General features: G+C 56.2%; 16 protein-coding genes. 12 read left to right on the forward strand and 4 right to left on the reverse strand.

Translation table 11 applies throughout. The annotated features are described in order from the left end of the window. The first annotated feature begins 17 nt into the window (after positions 1-17). Both INF68_RS18550 and INF68_RS18555 read left to right on the forward strand, forming a co-directional pair. Positions 18-929 carry a LysR family transcriptional regulator gene (locus INF68_RS18550; RefSeq protein ID WP_109844251.1) on the forward strand — a complete coding sequence of 304 codons (912 nt, stop codon included), beginning with the start codon at positions 18-20 and terminating at the stop codon, positions 927-929. A gap of 113 nt (positions 930-1,042) precedes the next feature. Next, positions 1,043-1,357: a PTS sugar transporter subunit IIB gene (locus tag INF68_RS18555; RefSeq protein WP_109844269.1), complete on the forward strand. Its 315-nt coding sequence runs from the start codon at positions 1,043-1,045 to the stop codon at positions 1,355-1,357. A 44-nt stretch (positions 1,358-1,401) separates the two neighbouring features. Here INF68_RS18555 and INF68_RS18560 read toward each other — a convergent pair whose 3' ends face one another. Next, on the reverse strand, positions 1,402-1,770 hold the full coding sequence (locus INF68_RS18560) for a MerR family transcriptional regulator (protein WP_126787172.1): 369 nt from the start codon (positions 1,768-1,770) through the stop codon (positions 1,402-1,404). A 96-nt stretch (positions 1,771-1,866) separates the two neighbouring features. On the opposite strand from INF68_RS18560, the gene INF68_RS18565 reads away from it, so the two are divergent. From INF68_RS18565 to INF68_RS18595, 7 genes are all read left to right on the forward strand, one after another. Then, positions 1,867-2,661: an SDR family oxidoreductase gene (locus INF68_RS18565; RefSeq protein WP_126787173.1), complete on the forward strand. Its 795-nt coding sequence runs from the start codon at positions 1,867-1,869 to the stop codon at positions 2,659-2,661. 208 nt (positions 2,662-2,869) lie between these two features. After that, positions 2,870-3,484 (forward strand): TetR/AcrR family transcriptional regulator, encoded by a 615-nt coding sequence (locus INF68_RS18570; protein ID WP_126787174.1) that lies wholly within the window; start codon positions 2,870-2,872, stop codon positions 3,482-3,484. Between the two features lie 74 nt (positions 3,485-3,558). Then, positions 3,559-4,668, forward strand: a complete 1,110-nt coding sequence (locus INF68_RS18575) for an efflux RND transporter periplasmic adaptor subunit (RefSeq protein ID WP_063408872.1) — start codon at positions 3,559-3,561, stop codon at positions 4,666-4,668. After that, the gene (locus INF68_RS18580) at positions 4,665-7,754 is read left to right on the forward strand and encodes an efflux RND transporter permease subunit (protein WP_126787175.1); all 3,090 of its coding nucleotides are present in this window, start codon (positions 4,665-4,667) and stop codon (positions 7,752-7,754) included. Before INF68_RS18575 ends, INF68_RS18580 begins: the two co-directional genes overlap by 4 nt. 34 nt (positions 7,755-7,788) lie before the next feature. Further along, positions 7,789-8,382, forward strand: coding sequence for a TetR/AcrR family transcriptional regulator (locus tag INF68_RS18585; RefSeq protein ID WP_126787176.1), 594 nt, complete (start codon positions 7,789-7,791; stop codon positions 8,380-8,382). Positions 8,383-8,455: 73 nt separating this feature from the next. After that, positions 8,456-9,055: an NAD(P)H-dependent oxidoreductase gene (locus INF68_RS18590; protein ID WP_126787177.1), complete on the forward strand. Its 600-nt coding sequence runs from the start codon at positions 8,456-8,458 to the stop codon at positions 9,053-9,055. Between the two features lie 337 nt (positions 9,056-9,392). Further along, on the forward strand, positions 9,393-9,932 hold the full coding sequence (locus INF68_RS18595; protein ID WP_126787178.1) for a cysteine hydrolase family protein: 540 nt from the start codon (positions 9,393-9,395) through the stop codon (positions 9,930-9,932). Between the two features lie 64 nt (positions 9,933-9,996). Here INF68_RS18595 and INF68_RS18600 read toward each other — a convergent pair whose 3' ends face one another. Then, the gene (locus INF68_RS18600) at positions 9,997-10,473 is read right to left on the reverse strand and encodes a WbuC family cupin fold metalloprotein (RefSeq protein ID WP_014883727.1); all 477 of its coding nucleotides are present in this window, start codon (positions 10,471-10,473) and stop codon (positions 9,997-9,999) included. A 266-nt stretch (positions 10,474-10,739) separates the two neighbouring features. Between INF68_RS18600 and INF68_RS18605 the strand changes: the two genes are divergently transcribed. Continuing rightward, positions 10,740-11,210 (forward strand): hypothetical protein, encoded by a 471-nt coding sequence (locus INF68_RS18605; RefSeq protein WP_126787179.1) that lies wholly within the window; start codon positions 10,740-10,742, stop codon positions 11,208-11,210. Positions 11,211-11,257: 47 nt separating this feature from the next. On the opposite strand, the gene INF68_RS18610 is transcribed toward INF68_RS18605, so the two are convergent. Continuing rightward, the gene (locus INF68_RS18610) at positions 11,258-12,181 is read right to left on the reverse strand and encodes a LysR substrate-binding domain-containing protein (RefSeq protein WP_126787180.1); all 924 of its coding nucleotides are present in this window, start codon (positions 12,179-12,181) and stop codon (positions 11,258-11,260) included. Positions 12,182-12,205: 24 nt separating this feature from the next. Further along, positions 12,206-12,742 carry a MarR family winged helix-turn-helix transcriptional regulator gene (locus INF68_RS18615; RefSeq protein WP_126787181.1) on the reverse strand — a complete coding sequence of 179 codons (537 nt, stop codon included), beginning with the start codon at positions 12,740-12,742 and terminating at the stop codon, positions 12,206-12,208. A 130-nt stretch (positions 12,743-12,872) separates the two neighbouring features. Here INF68_RS18615 and INF68_RS18620 point away from each other — a divergent pair, with 130 nt between their 5' ends. Both INF68_RS18620 and INF68_RS18625 read left to right on the forward strand, forming a co-directional pair. Beyond that, positions 12,873-14,033, forward strand: a complete 1,161-nt coding sequence (locus INF68_RS18620; RefSeq protein ID WP_126787182.1) for an MFS transporter — start codon at positions 12,873-12,875, stop codon at positions 14,031-14,033. An 82-nt stretch (positions 14,034-14,115) separates the two neighbouring features. Beyond that, the gene (locus INF68_RS18625) at positions 14,116-14,553 is read left to right on the forward strand and encodes a VOC family protein (RefSeq protein ID WP_126787183.1); all 438 of its coding nucleotides are present in this window, start codon (positions 14,116-14,118) and stop codon (positions 14,551-14,553) included. Positions 14,554-14,713 lie beyond the last annotated feature (160 nt).

The following is a 14,713-nucleotide window of genomic DNA, read 5'->3' on the forward strand; positions in this document are numbered from 1 at the left end:
TTCGGAAAATATGAATAATGGGTAAACTCGAAGACATGGCGTTACTGGTGGAAGTTGCCGAGGCTGGCGGTCTTTCTGCCGCCGGGCGACGCCTGTCGCTTTCCCCGGCCACCATGACGGCCAGGCTGAAGGCGATTGAGGAGCGTTACCAGACGCGCCTGTTTCACCGCTCAACGCGATCGATCGCGCTGACCCGCGCCGGGGAAGAGTTTTACCATGCCGCGCTGCGCGTGCTGGAAGAAGTGCATCACGCCGAGTCGTTACTGGCGCAAAAGGAAGGCGTGCTCAGCGGCAACATTCGCCTTTCTGCGCCCTCGGACTTTGGCAGACAGTATCTTAGCCCCGCCGTCGTGGAATTCTCACGACGCCATCCCGACGTTAAATTTTTCATCTCGTTAAGAGAACACATTGAGGACCTGGTCGCTAACCGGCTGGATATGAGCGTGCGTTTTGGCAACCTGCCGGACAGCAGCCTTGTCGTCAGAAACATCCGCCCGAACCATCGGGTGCTGGTCGCCTCCGGGGAGTATCTTAACGAACGCGGCATCCCCGCCACGTTTGCCGATTTAGCTCAGCACCGATGCCTGGCGCTTGAGTCTCAGGGCGTGGTGATGAACGAATGGCGCTTTGAAAAAGATGGCGAGGAAAGCGTCGTTCGCGTAGAGCCAGCCATGGTGTGCGACGACGGGGCTTTACTTCGCCAGTGGGCACTCAGCGGAGCTGGCATCGCGGGGAAATCGTGGTGGGACGTCAAAGACGATGTTGAAACCGGAAGGCTCACGGTACTGTTTGCCGACAGCTTCACCGGCTTTAGCCGATACGATCGCAAAGATGTCGGCCTGCAGCTTGTTTACCCCCAGCGCAAACTGCAGCCGCTTCAGGTCACGGCTTTTAGCCAGTTTTTTCTCGACTGGCTAAAAAAGCAGTAAAATTAAATCGCGTCAGGCATCTGCGGTTAATTTCTCGCCAAAATAAGAGATGGCGCGCATTTCGCTGACAACCTCAGGACTACTCTGTGTGCGGTTTTCAGGAGGTAAAAAATATGAAAAAGCTTCTGATCTGTTGTTTGTTTGGTAATACCGCAAACTCTCTCGCCAAAAAGATGCAGTCTCTGGCAGAACGCGAAGGCTATCCGCTGATGATTAGCGCTGTTGGGCTGGATAACTTCGCCAGCGTCGCTCCCGCTTTCGATGGTTTCCTCATCGCGCCGCACATTCAGTACAAACTCGATGAGATAAAAGAAACGGTGGGCAATACGCGTTCACTCGCCATTATTGAGAGCGTGCCCTATGCCTCTCTCGACGCGAGGAAAGTATTGAATTTCGTGAAGGAACAGATGCCTGAACTGGCTGCCTGACAGATAAGGCCGCATCGGTTTTGCGGCCTCCTCTCACCCGGCGATCAAAACGTTTCGACGCAAGGCTGGCCGACCTTATTTAGGGCGTTTTTCAACCTCGCTCTGAGTTCAATTAACGCCGCTTCTTTCTCTTCAAGCTGCTGCAGCTTGCGGCGCAGAGAAGCCTGTTTTTGCTCAGCGGTAAATTTGTCGTCAACCCAGACAGCTAAAACCTCTGCAATTTCGGCTAAGGTAAAGCCCAGCATTTTGGCATGCTTGATCATGTTTAAACGCTGTAAATCGACGGCGGAATAAACTTTGTAGTTATTGCTGCGATTGGGCTGCGGGATATTCTCTAATAGCCCTTGTCGCTCATAGTAACGCACCGTCTCTTTCGACAATCCCGTTTTCGCACACAGTTCACCAATTCGCATCGCGTCGCCCTCACCCTGGGAAAATCACGCTTGACCGTGTACCTAAGTGCACGGTTTATCCTGTGCGTCATACATTAGGGAAACGGGATTAAAGATATGAATTCTTTTGATTATACAGGAAAAACAGCGCTGATTACCGGAGCATCTTCGGGCATAGGCCGTGATTTTGCCCGGCAGCTCGCCGCCCGAGGCGTGGCCTTGATCCTCGTCGCCCGCAGCGAGCCAAAGCTGCAGGCGCTTGCCGCAGAGTTGGTCAGAAAGCACGGCGTCTCCATCACGATTATCGTGCAGGATTTAGTGAAGCCGGAAGCCATTCCCCACATTGTGGAACGGCTTGAAACCTTAAGACGCGTCCCCGACATTCTGATTAATTGCGCCGGGTTCGCCACCTACGGGCCATTCGAAAAGCTGTCAATCGACAGGCAGCGTGATGAGATTAACGTAAACTGCATGGCCCCCGTGGAGCTGACTCACGCCCTGCTGCCGGGAATGCTGCAGCAGGGCTCCGGGGTGATTATTAACGTTGCCTCAACGGCCGCGATGCAACCGGATCCCTATATGGCGATTTATGGCGCAACCAAAGCCTTTCTGCTCTCGTTTTCGAACGCGCTGTGGGGAGAATATCGCTCCAGGGGCATCCGCGTCCTGGCGCTTTGCCCCGGCGCAACGGATACGGCCTTTTTTGATGTGGTGAATGCTGAGGAAGCCTCGGTAGGTAAACGAATGCCCGCTCACAAGGTGGTCATCCTGGCGTTGAAGGCCATGGAGAGTAACCGTAGCTACCTGATTACCGGATGCGGTAACTGGCTTCTGGGGCAGCTACACCGGTTCGTGACGCGCAGGCGTCTGGTGCTTATCGTTGAAAAAATATTGCGCCCGCGCTCGGCTTAAGCAAAAACGGCTCTGTTCAGCGCAAGGGAGTTGCGCTGAAATCCTCGCTTATCGCAGACAGATAGATGCCATAGTGCACGAAAAACAGTGATACACTTACCCCACCTGGTTGATCGTCCCGTCTGTACGGTTCATGATGAATGACGGTAACCAAATCTCAAAATGGTCACTCGTTGTTAATCGTAGCCCGTCACGCTAAGCTTAAATAATGACTAAAAATATGAATCCCCCATCATCACGTGGCCCCCTTGACCACGCTGTCAGAGAGCAAATCGTCGAAGCGGCTTTTGAGCACTTCGGTCACTACGGCTATGAAAAAACCACCGTCGCCGAACTAGCTAAATCTATTGGTTTTTCAAAGTCCTACATCTATAAGTTTTTCGATTCCAAACAGGCTATCGGCGAGGTGATCTGCGCTAACCGCCTGGATCTGATCATGGCGGCAGTGCTTTCCGCCATCGAGGATGCGCCGTCAGCAAGCGAAAAATTACGCCGCCTTTTCAAAGCGCTCACCGAGGCGGGAAGCGAGCTGTTTTTCCACGACCGCAAGCTTTACGACATCGCCGCCGTCGCCGCGCAGGAGCAGTGGCCGTCAACCCAAAAATACAGTGAAAGCCTGATGAAGCTGATTGAGAGCATCATTATCGAAGGCAGGCAGGCCGGCGAGTTTGAAAGAAAAACGCCGCTGGATGAAGTCACCTGTGCCGTCTACATGGTGATGTGCCCTTACATTAACCCCGTTCAGCTACAGTACAACCTCGAAATGGCCCCCACAGCGGCGGTGCTTCTCTCTTCACTGATTTTAAGAAGCCTGGCCCCCTAATTTGTGACCATTGACAATTTTGGTCACTAGTCAGAGAATGCGGATACCGTCCTGTTACGTCAAAAAGGTTTCCCATGCTCAGGCTCACTTCAGCCCGCGTTGCCGTTTGTCTCCTGCCGTTTGCCCTGGTGGCGTGCGGCGATATTTCCGCGAGTGACGATCCGCGCACCAAGCCACCGCTCGTCAGATCCGCCTCCGTCGAGCTAGCGAACAATAGCGCCCGCGCCTTCACGGGCGTGGTGGTCGCAAGAACGCAAAGCGATTTAGGTTTCAGAGTTCAGGGAAAAATCCTTGAGCGGCTGGTCGACACGGGGCAGACCGTCAAACAGGGCCAGCCCCTGCTGCGCCTGGATCCGGTTGACCTGAAATTACAGGCTCAGGCGCAGCAGCGCGCGGTGGATGCGGCTCAGGCGCGCGCGCGCAAAGCCACCAGCGATGAGGCGCGCTATCGTGGACTTGTGGCGTCCGGCGCGGTGTCTGCCTCGGAGTATGACCAGATCAAAGCGGCGGCCGATACGGCCAGGGCCGATCTCAGCGCCGCCCGGGCGCAGGCCAGCGTGGCGCAAAACGCCACGGGCTATGCCGTACTGCTGGCGGATTCAGACGGCGTGGTCATGGAGACGCTCGCCGAGCCGGGTCAGGTCGTCAGCGCCGGACAGGTGGCGATCAGGCTCGCCAGAGCGGGACAGCGTGAAGCGCTCGTCCAGCTTCCGGAAACGCTGCGTCCTGCCGTCGGCAGCGAAGCGCAGGCCACGCTGTATGGCAATGAAAAACATCCGGTCACCGCAACGCTGCGCCTGCTCTCTGACTCGGCCGATGCCGCGACCCGCACGTATGAAGCCCGCTACGTGCTGGATGGCCTGCTGGCGAACGCGCCGCTGGGGGCGACCGTCACGCTGAACATTCAGGACAATAAAGCGGAAGGTCAGGTCATGCAGGTCCCGCTGGCTTCACTCTATGATGCAGGAAAAGGTCCCGGCGTCTGGCGCATTTCCGCCCAGCCGGCAAAGGTCGCATGGACGCCCGTCAGGGTGCTGAGCGTGGGTGAAGATGCGGCGCAGGTCACGGGCGGCGTGAAGCCCGGTGAGAAGATTGTTGCGTTAGGTGCCCATCTTCTGCACGAAGGTGAGGTCGTCAGGCTTGCCGAGCAACGCAACGCCGCCCTGGCGGAGAATACGCCATGAGCGGAAGCCGCTTCAACCTGTCGGCGCTGGCCGTCCGCGAACGTTCCATTACGCTGTTTCTGATCGTTCTGGTTACGATTGCCGGAATTTACGCCTTCTTTGGGCTCGGACGCGCGGAAGATCCGCCCTTCACGGTAAAGCAAATGACGGTGATAACCGTCTGGCCGGGCGCCACCGCGCAGGAAATTCAGGATCAGGTCGCCGAGCCGCTGGAAAAGCGCCTGCAGGAACTCAAATGGTATGACCGTACCGAAACCTATACCCGTCCCGGCATGGCGTTTATCACGTTGTCATTGCAGGACAAGACCCCGCCTGCCGAAGTGCAGGAGGAGTTCTATCAGGCGCGGAAGAAGCTTGGAGATGAATCGCAGCGTCTTCCGGCGGGCGTCATCGGCCCGATGATCAATGACGAATTCTCGGATGTCACCTTTGCCCTCTTTGCGCTGAAAGCGAAAGGCGAACCGCAGCGGCAGCTGGTGCGCGATGCCGAAGGCCTGCGCCAGCAGCTTCTGCACGTTCCCGGCGTGAAGAAAGTGAACATTATCGGCGAACAGGCCGAGCGGATTTACATCTCCTTCTCCCACGACCGTCTGGCGACGATAGGGCTCTCACCCCAGGATATTTTCAACGCCCTCAACAGCCAGAACGCGTTAGCCGCGGCGGGCTCCATTGAGACCCGAGGCGCGCAGATTTTTATCCGCCTGGACGGCGCGTTCGATGAACTGCAGAAAATCCGCGATACGCCTTTTGTGGCTCAGGGCAAAACGCTCAAGCTGTCCGATGTGGCAACGGTTGAGCGAGGCTACGAAGATCCCCCGACGATGCTGATACGTAATCAGCATGAGCCCGCCCTTCTGCTGGGCATCGTGATGCGTGAAGGCTGGAACGGTCTGGCGCTGGGGAAAGCGCTGGATGCGGAAACGGCGAAAATAAATGACAGCCTGCCGCTGGGCATGTCCCTGACCAAGGTCACCGACCAGTCCGTGAATATTCGCTCGTCGGTCGATGAGTTCATGATCAAATTCTTCGTCGCCCTGCTTGTGGTCATGGTGGTGTGTTTTATCAGCATGGGCTGGCGCGTGGGTGTTGTCGTTGCGGCGGCGGTCCCGCTGACGCTGGCGGTCGTTTTCGTGGTGATGGAAGCCGCGGGGATAAACTTTGACCGCGTAACGCTGGGCTCGTTGATCCTCGCCCTCGGCCTGCTGGTTGATGATGCCATTATCGCCATCGAAATGATGGTGGTGAAAATGGAGGAAGGTTACGACAGAATCAAAGCCTCGGCCTTCGCCTGGAGCCATACCGCTGCGCCCATGCTGGCCGGTACCCTGGTGACGGCCATTGGCTTTATGCCGAATGGATTTGCCCAGTCGACCGCAGGGGAATACACCAGCAATATGTTCTGGATTGTCGGCCTCGCCCTGATTGCATCGTGGTTTGTCGCGGTGGTGTTCACGCCCTATCTTGGGGTGAAGATCCTGCCGGCGATCCCTAAAGTAGAAGGGGGTCATGCCGCCATCTATAACACGCCTCGCTATAACCGTTTTCGCCAGCTGCTTGCCCGCGTTATCGCCAGAAAATGGCGGGTGGCCGGGTCGGTGGTCGCCATTTTCATTCTTGCCGTGCTCGGTATGGGGCTGGTTAAAAAACAATTCTTCCCGACCTCCGATCGCCCGGAAGTACTGGTTGAGGTGCAGATGCCATACGGTACCTCGATTGAGCAAACCAGCGCCGCAACCGCAAAAATAGAAGCGTGGCTGGGCCAGCAGCCCGAAGCCAAAATTGTCACGGCCTATATTGGTCAGGGTTCGCCCCGTTTTTATCTGGCGATGGCGCCTGAACTGCCCGACCCGTCTTTTGCGAAAATCGTGATCCTGACGGACAGCGAGACATCGCGCGAGGCGCTCAAGCTCCGGCTGAGAGAAGCTGTCGCCAACGGCCTTGCCCCCGAAGCCCGCGTACGGGTAACGCAGCTGGTGTTTGGCCCGTACTCGCCCTTCCCGGTTGCCTGGCGCGTGTCGGGGCCGGATGTCGAACAGGTGCATGACATCGCTGACAGGGTGAAAGCCGTGCTCCAGGCAAGCCCGATGATGAGAACCGTCAACACCGACTGGGGCTCACGCGTTCCTGTCCTGCATTTCACCCTCGATCAAAACCGCCTGCAGGCGACCGGCTTGACCTCCAGTGCCGTTGCCGATCAGCTTCAGTTTTTGCTCTCAGGCGTGCCCGTCACCTCCGTGCGGGAGGATATTCGCTCGGTAGAGGTTATTGGACGCGCGGCGGGAGACATCCGTCTCGATCCGGCAAAAATCGAGGGTTTCACCCTTGTCGGCAATGCGGGACAGCGCGTTCCGCTGTCGCAAATCGGCAAGATTGAGATCGGTATGGAAGATCCGATCCTGCGCCGCCGCGATCGCACCCCGACGATTACCGTGCGGGGCGACATCGCTAACAATCTTCAGCCACCGGATGTGTCGGTCGCCGTCATGAAGCAGCTCCAGCCGATTGTTGATGCGCTGCCGGCCGGATACCGAATAGACATGGCGGGTTCGATTGAGGAATCGGGCAAAGCCACGCAGGCAATGATTCCGCTGTTCCCGATCATGATTGCCCTGACGCTGCTGATCATCATTTTGCAGGTGCGCTCAATCTCGGCGATGGTGATGGTGTTCTTAACCGCGCCGCTGGGGCTGATTGGCGTAGTGCCCGTGCTGTTGATTTTCAATCAGCCGTTTGGCATCAACGCGCTGGTCGGCTTGATCGCCCTTTCCGGCATTCTTATGCGCAATACGCTGATTCTGATCGGTCAAATCGATCATAACCAGAAGGACGGTCTCGAGCCGTTCCAGGCGGTGGTTGAAGCGACGGTCCAGCGCGCACGCCCGGTCCTTCTGACCGCCATAGCCGCCGTGCTGGCGTTCATTCCCCTGACGCATTCGGTGTTCTGGGGCACGCTGGCTTACACGCTGATAGGCGGCACGCTGGGCGGGACGATCGTCACCCTCGTCTTCCTGCCCGCGATGTATGCGATCTGGTTCCGGATCCGCCCAGCGGAACAACGAGTGCAGCACCCTGCAGAAAACGTGTAAACTACCATGAGTAGATAACACTTCTGAGGAAAGCATGGTTGTTAAGCGCTTAAGAAAAGAGGACCGCCGCGTGCAGCTGCTGGAGGTTGCGCGCGGAATCGTACGTCAGCAAGGCACGGAGGCGCTGACCCTTGGCTACCTGTCCGAACGCGCCAACGTGACCAAGCCTATCCCCTACGATCACTTTGGCGATCGTGAAGGGCTGCTGATGGCGCTGTACCAGGATTATAGCGACCGGCAGCTGGCGAAATTCCGCGACACGCTGGCGGTCGACAGCAAAACGCTGGAGAAGACGATCCGCTTTTTCAGCGCCGCCTATATCGACTGCGCCATTAGCGCCGGGCCTGAGACCGGGCCGATTGCTGCCGCGCTGTCCGGATCCCACGCGTTGCAGACGTTTCGTGAGGCATGCGTGGCCGAATGTGCCGACTGCCTGCGTACCGCGCTTTCCCCTTTTGTTGCTCTGAAAGGCGTTCAGGGAGAAGCGGTACTGACGGCCATTATTGGCGCCGCGGACGCGCTCAGCACCGCCGCTGGCAACGGCGTGCTCGCCCGGAACGTGGCGGAAGATACGCTCAGCGGCGCCATGACCGGCGTGCTGGAGACCTACGTGAATAGCACAAAATGATCGCTGGGGGCGGATTGACACCTAAGTTACCAATAGTAATATAGGCGTCAATTCTCACCCATTCGAGGTCGCTATGTCTGCTACAAATGCCATAAATAACGCACTGATCGTGACGGCTCATCCTGTCGACAATTCGTTATCCCATTCGCTGGCAGCCCGTATTGCCGGAAAATTACGCGAGCAAGGTACGCAGGTTGAAATTGCCGATCTGCATGCTGAAGGGTTTAATCCGGCGATGACCCGCGCCGATCTCGATTTGTATCACGGCGATCCGAGCGCCCTTCCTGAAGATATTCTGCGCGAGCAGCAGCGCGTCGAGCGAGCGGATATGCTGGTGTTTGTTTTCCCCGTGTACTGGTGGTCGGTCCCCGCGCTGTTGAAAGGCTGGTTCGATCGCGTATTAACCCTGAACTGGGCGTATAAGGTGGCCGACGATGGCCGGATTGTGGGCAGCTTACGCGATGTTCCCGTCCGCCTGATTGCCACCGGCGGCAGCGATCTCACCGGATTCGACAAACACGGCTATTCGACGGCGATTCAGACGCAGATAATCGAAGGCGTGTTTGGCTTCTGCGGGCTGAAGAACGTTAAGCTCGATATCCTTTACCAGGCAGACACGGCGACGCCTGAGCAGGTGGAGGATTTTCTGCAGGGGCTTGAGAGCATTAAATAATCCCGGCTATTCAGTCAGCAAAGGCGTGCACAGCAGGTTACGAGCCTTTGCTGACAGCTTCCTGCCGCTTGATCGTACCCCTACTCAAGTTGGTGTCTTGAAGCAATGAGTTAAGCAACGCTATAACTAACGTGATAATTCCGCATATAGCGGAATGAATAAACAAAGGTCATTCCATGTATCAGTCAGTTCAGCCAACAACCACCCTCACCACCACCGGCACCTTCGGCGGCGTAGGCGTATCTGTAGCGAACTACTGACAAACAGAACCTCAATCCCCGCCAGCCTGGACGGGGAAATACCTCTCCGTTCACCACCCTCTGAATGGAGAAAGAAAATGATTTCTGACAATGCTCTGTTAATTATCGACATGCAGCAGGGCCTCTTCCGGGGCCCGGTCTCACCCTGTTCCGCCGAAGCCGTTCTGGCAAATATCCGTTTGTTAATAGCCCACGCGCGCCACGCTCAGGTACCCGTCTTTTTTGCCCGCCATGTTGGACCAGACGACTCCCCCTTCTCAGAGAAGGGGCCGTTAACGCAGCTGATACCCGAGCTGGACGTGAAGGAGCAGGATGTTGTTTTCACCAAGCGCCATCCCAGCTGTTTTCGGGATACCGAATTGCTGCGTGAACTTAATCAGAGAGGCATCAAACAGCTGGTCATTGCCGGGATGAAAACAGAATTTTGTGTCGACACCACCTGCCGGGCCGCGCCGGAGCTGGGCTTCAGGACGATATTGATTTCAGATGCGCATACCACAATGGATAACGCACATTTATCCGCCACTGACATCATTGCTCATCACAACAGCACGCTGGCCGGACCGTTCGTGATGCTGTCGACTGCCGGCGGCTGGCATTTTAATACGGTCAGTTGAGTTAGCGGGATCGTCTCTTTCTATCCCGGCGCACCTTTCCGCGCGTCGGGAAAAGTAGAGAAAATTACAGGGTAAAACCTCCGTCACCCACCTGTGCCTGAGCGTACCATTTCATCAGCTCCGCACTACCGGGCGCGTTCTCAGCCGGTGACCACGGGGCGGTATCGTGCTCCGGAACAGGCTGATAGCCGCCGTGTTTCACCTCAAAAATGACGCCGCCTTTATCCAGCGACAGCACGGCATGCCAGGTACCGGCATCCATCTCCAGCACTTTGCAGTCTTCACCTAACACCACGCGCTGGGTCACGTTACCGCTGTCATCAAAATTCAACACCAGAAAGCGACCGCTCAGAGCCGTCAGCAGTTCAAACGTGTGCGGGTGGCGATGAGGGCGAACATAGGTACCAGGCTCCATCGCGATAGCCAGGCGCTGTACCGGGTCGCTCAGCTCAGGATGTAAATTGCGGTGCGCGCGTAAGCGAGGAGAATTGGCAGCCTGCTCGCTTTGTTGCTGCAGGTCACTGAACGTAATTTGTTTCATATACACCTTTGTGAATGGAGTCAGCGGGCGGCAACCCGATTGCCGCACGACGTTATACCATTCTGGACGGTCGATGAGCGATGGCGTTTGTGAAACAAAACGCTGCAACGTGAGGATGCGCGTGATCGCACTCCAAAGCGCAACGTTGAGTAAAACTCACATTGATTCCCACTATTTATCGTTTTTCAAAAGCGACGGCGCTGAAATACCATCCACTCACCCCTGGGATAGAAAAATAAATAATACTAAGCCTGTATGGAGCACCTATGACACTCGATGTTTTATTTCCTGTAATGAATATCATCTCGCCTCATAAATTTAGCGTCCAGGCAAATGTGCATGAGTTGATAACGTTACTTTCAGCAGAAAAGGAAAGCTCAGAGGCGCTTTCGCCTTTCATCCATCGACTGCATCTTTTGGCTTTCGCCCAAAGCAATCCGGGTAACGCCGAAGAGCTGCTCTCAGCACACTTGCCAAAAGAAGATGGGATCCTTCCGCTGCTAGACTTTGCGGACTGGCCAAAGGTGCGTTACGCCGCGTCAGGCGAAGTTCAGACGCGTGAATCGCAGGAGTATTTCCGTGACATGACGTCGGCTGCCAATCTTTTACGCACGGCGCTGATCGCTGCTGAACGCGCAAAGGGGACGCCTGCGCTTTATATTCTGGATAAATTGCTCAACCTGAACAGCGCATTGCCGGAGCGATATAAACAGATGGCGAATATTCCCTACGCATAAATACGCTCAATCTGCGGAATATCCCTCAATAAATATTCCGCCATTTATTAAACCCGCTTTTCGCTATAATCAAGACAGACGATATCCAACGATGGCAGCACCGGCGCATTAAGGTTAAGCCACGCCAGCAACCGTTCAATACTCTGTCTTCTGAGCGAGTTTTTCGGCCAGACGAGGTAATAGCCATCGCCGGTTGCGATAGCTTCCCTGAAGGGCAGCGCGAGCAGGCCGCTTTTCAGGGCTTCGAGAGTGAGCCGGAGGTCGGCCATCGCCACGCCGTGACCGTGCATGGCGGCCAGGCTTCCCTGCTCCAGGGTGTCGAATACTATCCCTCGACTTACGTCGAGTCCGGGGAATGACCCCGTTCTTTTCAGCCAGCGCTTCCAGTCCCGTCTGTCCTGGGAGGGATGAATAAGCTCGCACTGCGCAAGCTGATGCCGGGCAGATTCAAGCAACGACGGGGTACAAACCGGAATGAGCCATTCACTGAAGAGCAGCCTGCTTTCCGTTGACTCGCCGAAATAGCCATTACCGAGCAGGATCGCACAATCATAGGGCTCACGGCTGAAGTCAACGGTGTCGAAGTCCATCCAGACGCTGGCAATTTCAATTTTTGGCTTTGCGTGGTTCTCACGAAAGGATTTAAGCACATTCAGAAGCCACCGCATCGTCAGGGTGCTGGGAGCTTTGAGGCGCAGAAGGTGGTTTTCACTTCTGAATGCGCTACAGGCCCACTCAATATTCGAGAAACTTTCGCTGAGCTGTCCGGCCAGAATACGTCCGGCATCACTGACCTCCACTCGCGGCCCCTGGCGTTTAAAGAGCTCACAGTCGAACCACTGTTCAAGCGTCCGGACATGCCTGCTGACCGCGCCCGGCGTGATATTCAGTGCTTCAGCCGCTTTGCTGAAGGAGTTCAGCCGCGCGGCAACTTCAAAAGCGCGCAGCGCATACAGTGGCGGTAAAGACATACGTTCCCTTTCTGTGAGGTTTAGCTATGCAGTGTTTGTATTATCGGCACTCGGTGACTTGTCGTTCAGGTCCTCAGACGGAAACTTCATCAGCAGCTCCCTGAGGAGGGACTCAAGCTGCTCGCGCTGCGCGTCAGATAAGCTGCTCAGCAGCGCATTTTGCGTTTGCGTATGGACGATCAGCGCCTGTTCGATACGCTCCAGCCCCTGTGATGTCAGGCTTACGAGGGTGCTGCGCTTGTCATCCGGATCGGCAATTCGCCTGATAAGCCCAAGCTGTTCGAGATGGCTGAGCCGGTTCGTCATCGCCCCTGAGGTTACCAACAGCGATTTATAGAGCTGCGTGGGGGAAAGGCAGTACGGCTCACCGGCGCGACGCAGCGTGGCGAGCACGTCAAACTCGCCCTCGCGAAAGCCAAACTGCGCCATCGCCTCCGCCCATTCTTTTCCCAGATGCTTCATCAGGCGGAGCATTCGGCCAAAAATTTTCATCGACGAGGCGTCCAGCTCCGGCATAGCGCGGCTCCACTGGCCGACAACGAAGTCTACATGGTCTTGCATTTTCACCCCTGATGGCGTGCGAATTTATCCTGTTGTGCGGTACATCTTACGCAAAAACGCATTTTATCTTAACGTTAAGATAAATGCTCGTGGCAATTTGCCTGGGCCATTCACAACCGAAAAGGACTCCATGTTGAAACGCACGTCGCCTTTACTCTTCGCCGTTATCGCTTTTATCGTCGGGCTGAACCTGCGCCCCATTCTGGCTTCTGTCGGACCGTTGTTTTCCGTGCTGCAGCGCGAAGCGGGGCTGACCGCCACGCAATTCAGCCTGCTGACTACCCTACCGGTCGCGATGATGGGGCTGGCCGCCCTGTGTGGGCCCTGGCTTTTAGCCAGAGTCGGCGCCGTACGGGGAATTATGCTCGGGCTCTTCATCCTGCTTGTGGCCTGCTTATTACGCGGTTTTAGCGCCTCACCGGAGAGTCTTATGGTCACCGCGTTACTGGGCGGGGCCAGCATAGGCACGATCCAGGCGTTAATGCCTGCCCTGATAAAAAAGGAATATACGCAAACGGCCAGTACGGTGATGTCGCTCTTCAGCACGGGCATCATGGCCGGTGCGGCAGTCGCCGCCGCCAGCGCCGAGCCGTTGTTTTCATGGCTCGCGCTCAAGCCCGCGCTGGCTATGGCCGGGCTGTTAGCGCTGCTGGCGCTGATACTGTGGTTAACGCTGGTTAAGCATCCTCAAGGGGAAAAAACAGCACACGAAAACGTGACGCTCTCGTCCTCCCGGACAGTACTACTGGCGATCTTTTTCGGCGTGGGAACGGGAGCCTACACGCTGGTACTGGCCTGGTTGCCCCCGCTCTATATTCAGGCGGGATGGTCCGCACGCAGCGGCGGCTACATGCTGGCCTGGCTGACGTTAACCGAGGTTGTCGCCGGGTTTGCCGTCTCCGCGCTGATCGGTAAATTCCCCGACCGTCGCGTGCCGCTGATCGCCGTATTGCTGTTGCTGCTGGCAGGATTACTGTGTCTGGTCTTTGCGCCGGGTACGACGCCTGTATTATCCACGTTGCTGCTTGGCACCGGGATCGGCGCACTCTTCCCGCTGTCGCTCATCGTCACGTTCGATCATGCGCGAACGCCCGCGCAGGCCGGGAAGTTACTGTCTAAAGTTCAGGGCGGAGGATACATGATTGCCGCGCTTATGCCGTTAATTGCAGGGATCGTTCGCGACAGTTCGGTCTCGCTGACCAGCGCATGGCTGATCATGAGTGCGGGAGTCGTGCTGCTGATCGTCATTGCGCTGAATTTTAAACCTATCGTGGACGTGCAGGCACGGTGAACGCGATACCAGATTTGAGAGTCGTATTTCCGCCGATCGTAAGATAAATTCAGGGTGAATTTCACCTCATTCAGGAGTGGATATGCCGCAGACGTTACCGGGAATTGATGTCTTGTTCGTCGCCGGATTCGGGCCCATTTCGCGGGATACGGAGTCCAGCGCCGCGTTTTATGTCCAGACACTCGGCCTTCCGCTGAAGCCGATGGAGGGAAATACCGATTATCTGCTCACTGAAGAGGGCCAGCTGGAAGGCGTGAAGCATTTCGCCGTCTGGCCGCTCGCACAGGCGGCTGCGTCCTGTTTTGGAGAAGAACAGTGGCCAGTTGAGCACCCGATACCGCAGGGATGGGTCGAGTACGAGGTTCAGGATCTGGACTGGGCTACCCGCGTTCTGAGTGAAAAAGGCTATCGGCTGCTGGTGGCTAACCGCACGGAACCGTGGGGGCAAACCGTCACTCGCCTGCTCAGCCCGGAAGGCTTGCTTACCGGGCTGACGATTACGCCGTGGCTGCGGGGGTAATGTTTTTTGGCGAGAAGCAAACTTGTACAAGAAAAATCCGGCTTTGAGTGCAATAAGAGTTAAAAAGAGTTAAAAAAATGAATAACTATTTTGTTTTTATGGAGCATATATATTAAAAGATAAAGCCAAACTTTTTTAAAGATACGGGGTCATATAACCC

It is taken from the genome of Enterobacter cloacae complex sp. P16RS2, from assembly GCF_014982155.1.
Taxonomy (GTDB): domain Bacteria; phylum Pseudomonadota; class Gammaproteobacteria; order Enterobacterales; family Enterobacteriaceae; genus Enterobacter; species Enterobacter cloacae_M.

Coding starts and splice junctions, on each gene's coding strand:
- INF68_RS18550 (WP_109844251.1), top strand. CDS start 18: ATGGGTAAACTCGAAGACATGGCGTTACTGGTGGAAGTTGCCGAGGCT.
- INF68_RS18620 (WP_126787182.1), top strand. CDS start 12,873: ATGTTGAAACGCACGTCGCCTTTACTCTTCGCCGTTATCGCTTTTATC.
- INF68_RS18595 (WP_126787178.1), top strand. CDS start 9,393: ATGATTTCTGACAATGCTCTGTTAATTATCGACATGCAGCAGGGCCTC.
- INF68_RS18610 (WP_126787180.1), bottom strand. CDS start 12,181: ATGTCTTTACCGCCACTGTATGCGCTGCGCGCTTTTGAAGTTGCCGCG.
- INF68_RS18555 (WP_109844269.1), top strand. CDS start 1,043: ATGAAAAAGCTTCTGATCTGTTGTTTGTTTGGTAATACCGCAAACTCT.
- INF68_RS18625 (WP_126787183.1), top strand. CDS start 14,116: ATGCCGCAGACGTTACCGGGAATTGATGTCTTGTTCGTCGCCGGATTC.
- INF68_RS18590 (WP_126787177.1), top strand. CDS start 8,456: ATGTCTGCTACAAATGCCATAAATAACGCACTGATCGTGACGGCTCAT.
- INF68_RS18600 (WP_014883727.1), bottom strand. CDS start 10,473: ATGAAACAAATTACGTTCAGTGACCTGCAGCAACAAAGCGAGCAGGCT.
- INF68_RS18580 (WP_126787175.1), top strand. CDS start 4,665: ATGAGCGGAAGCCGCTTCAACCTGTCGGCGCTGGCCGTCCGCGAACGT.
- INF68_RS18560 (WP_126787172.1), bottom strand. CDS start 1,770: ATGCGAATTGGTGAACTGTGTGCGAAAACGGGATTGTCGAAAGAGACG.
- INF68_RS18575 (WP_063408872.1), top strand. CDS start 3,559: ATGCTCAGGCTCACTTCAGCCCGCGTTGCCGTTTGTCTCCTGCCGTTT.
- INF68_RS18615 (WP_126787181.1), bottom strand. CDS start 12,742: ATGCAAGACCATGTAGACTTCGTTGTCGGCCAGTGGAGCCGCGCTATG.
- INF68_RS18570 (WP_126787174.1), top strand. CDS start 2,870: ATGACTAAAAATATGAATCCCCCATCATCACGTGGCCCCCTTGACCAC.
- INF68_RS18565 (WP_126787173.1), top strand. CDS start 1,867: ATGAATTCTTTTGATTATACAGGAAAAACAGCGCTGATTACCGGAGCA.
- INF68_RS18605 (WP_126787179.1), top strand. CDS start 10,740: ATGACACTCGATGTTTTATTTCCTGTAATGAATATCATCTCGCCTCAT.
- INF68_RS18585 (WP_126787176.1), top strand. CDS start 7,789: ATGGTTGTTAAGCGCTTAAGAAAAGAGGACCGCCGCGTGCAGCTGCTG.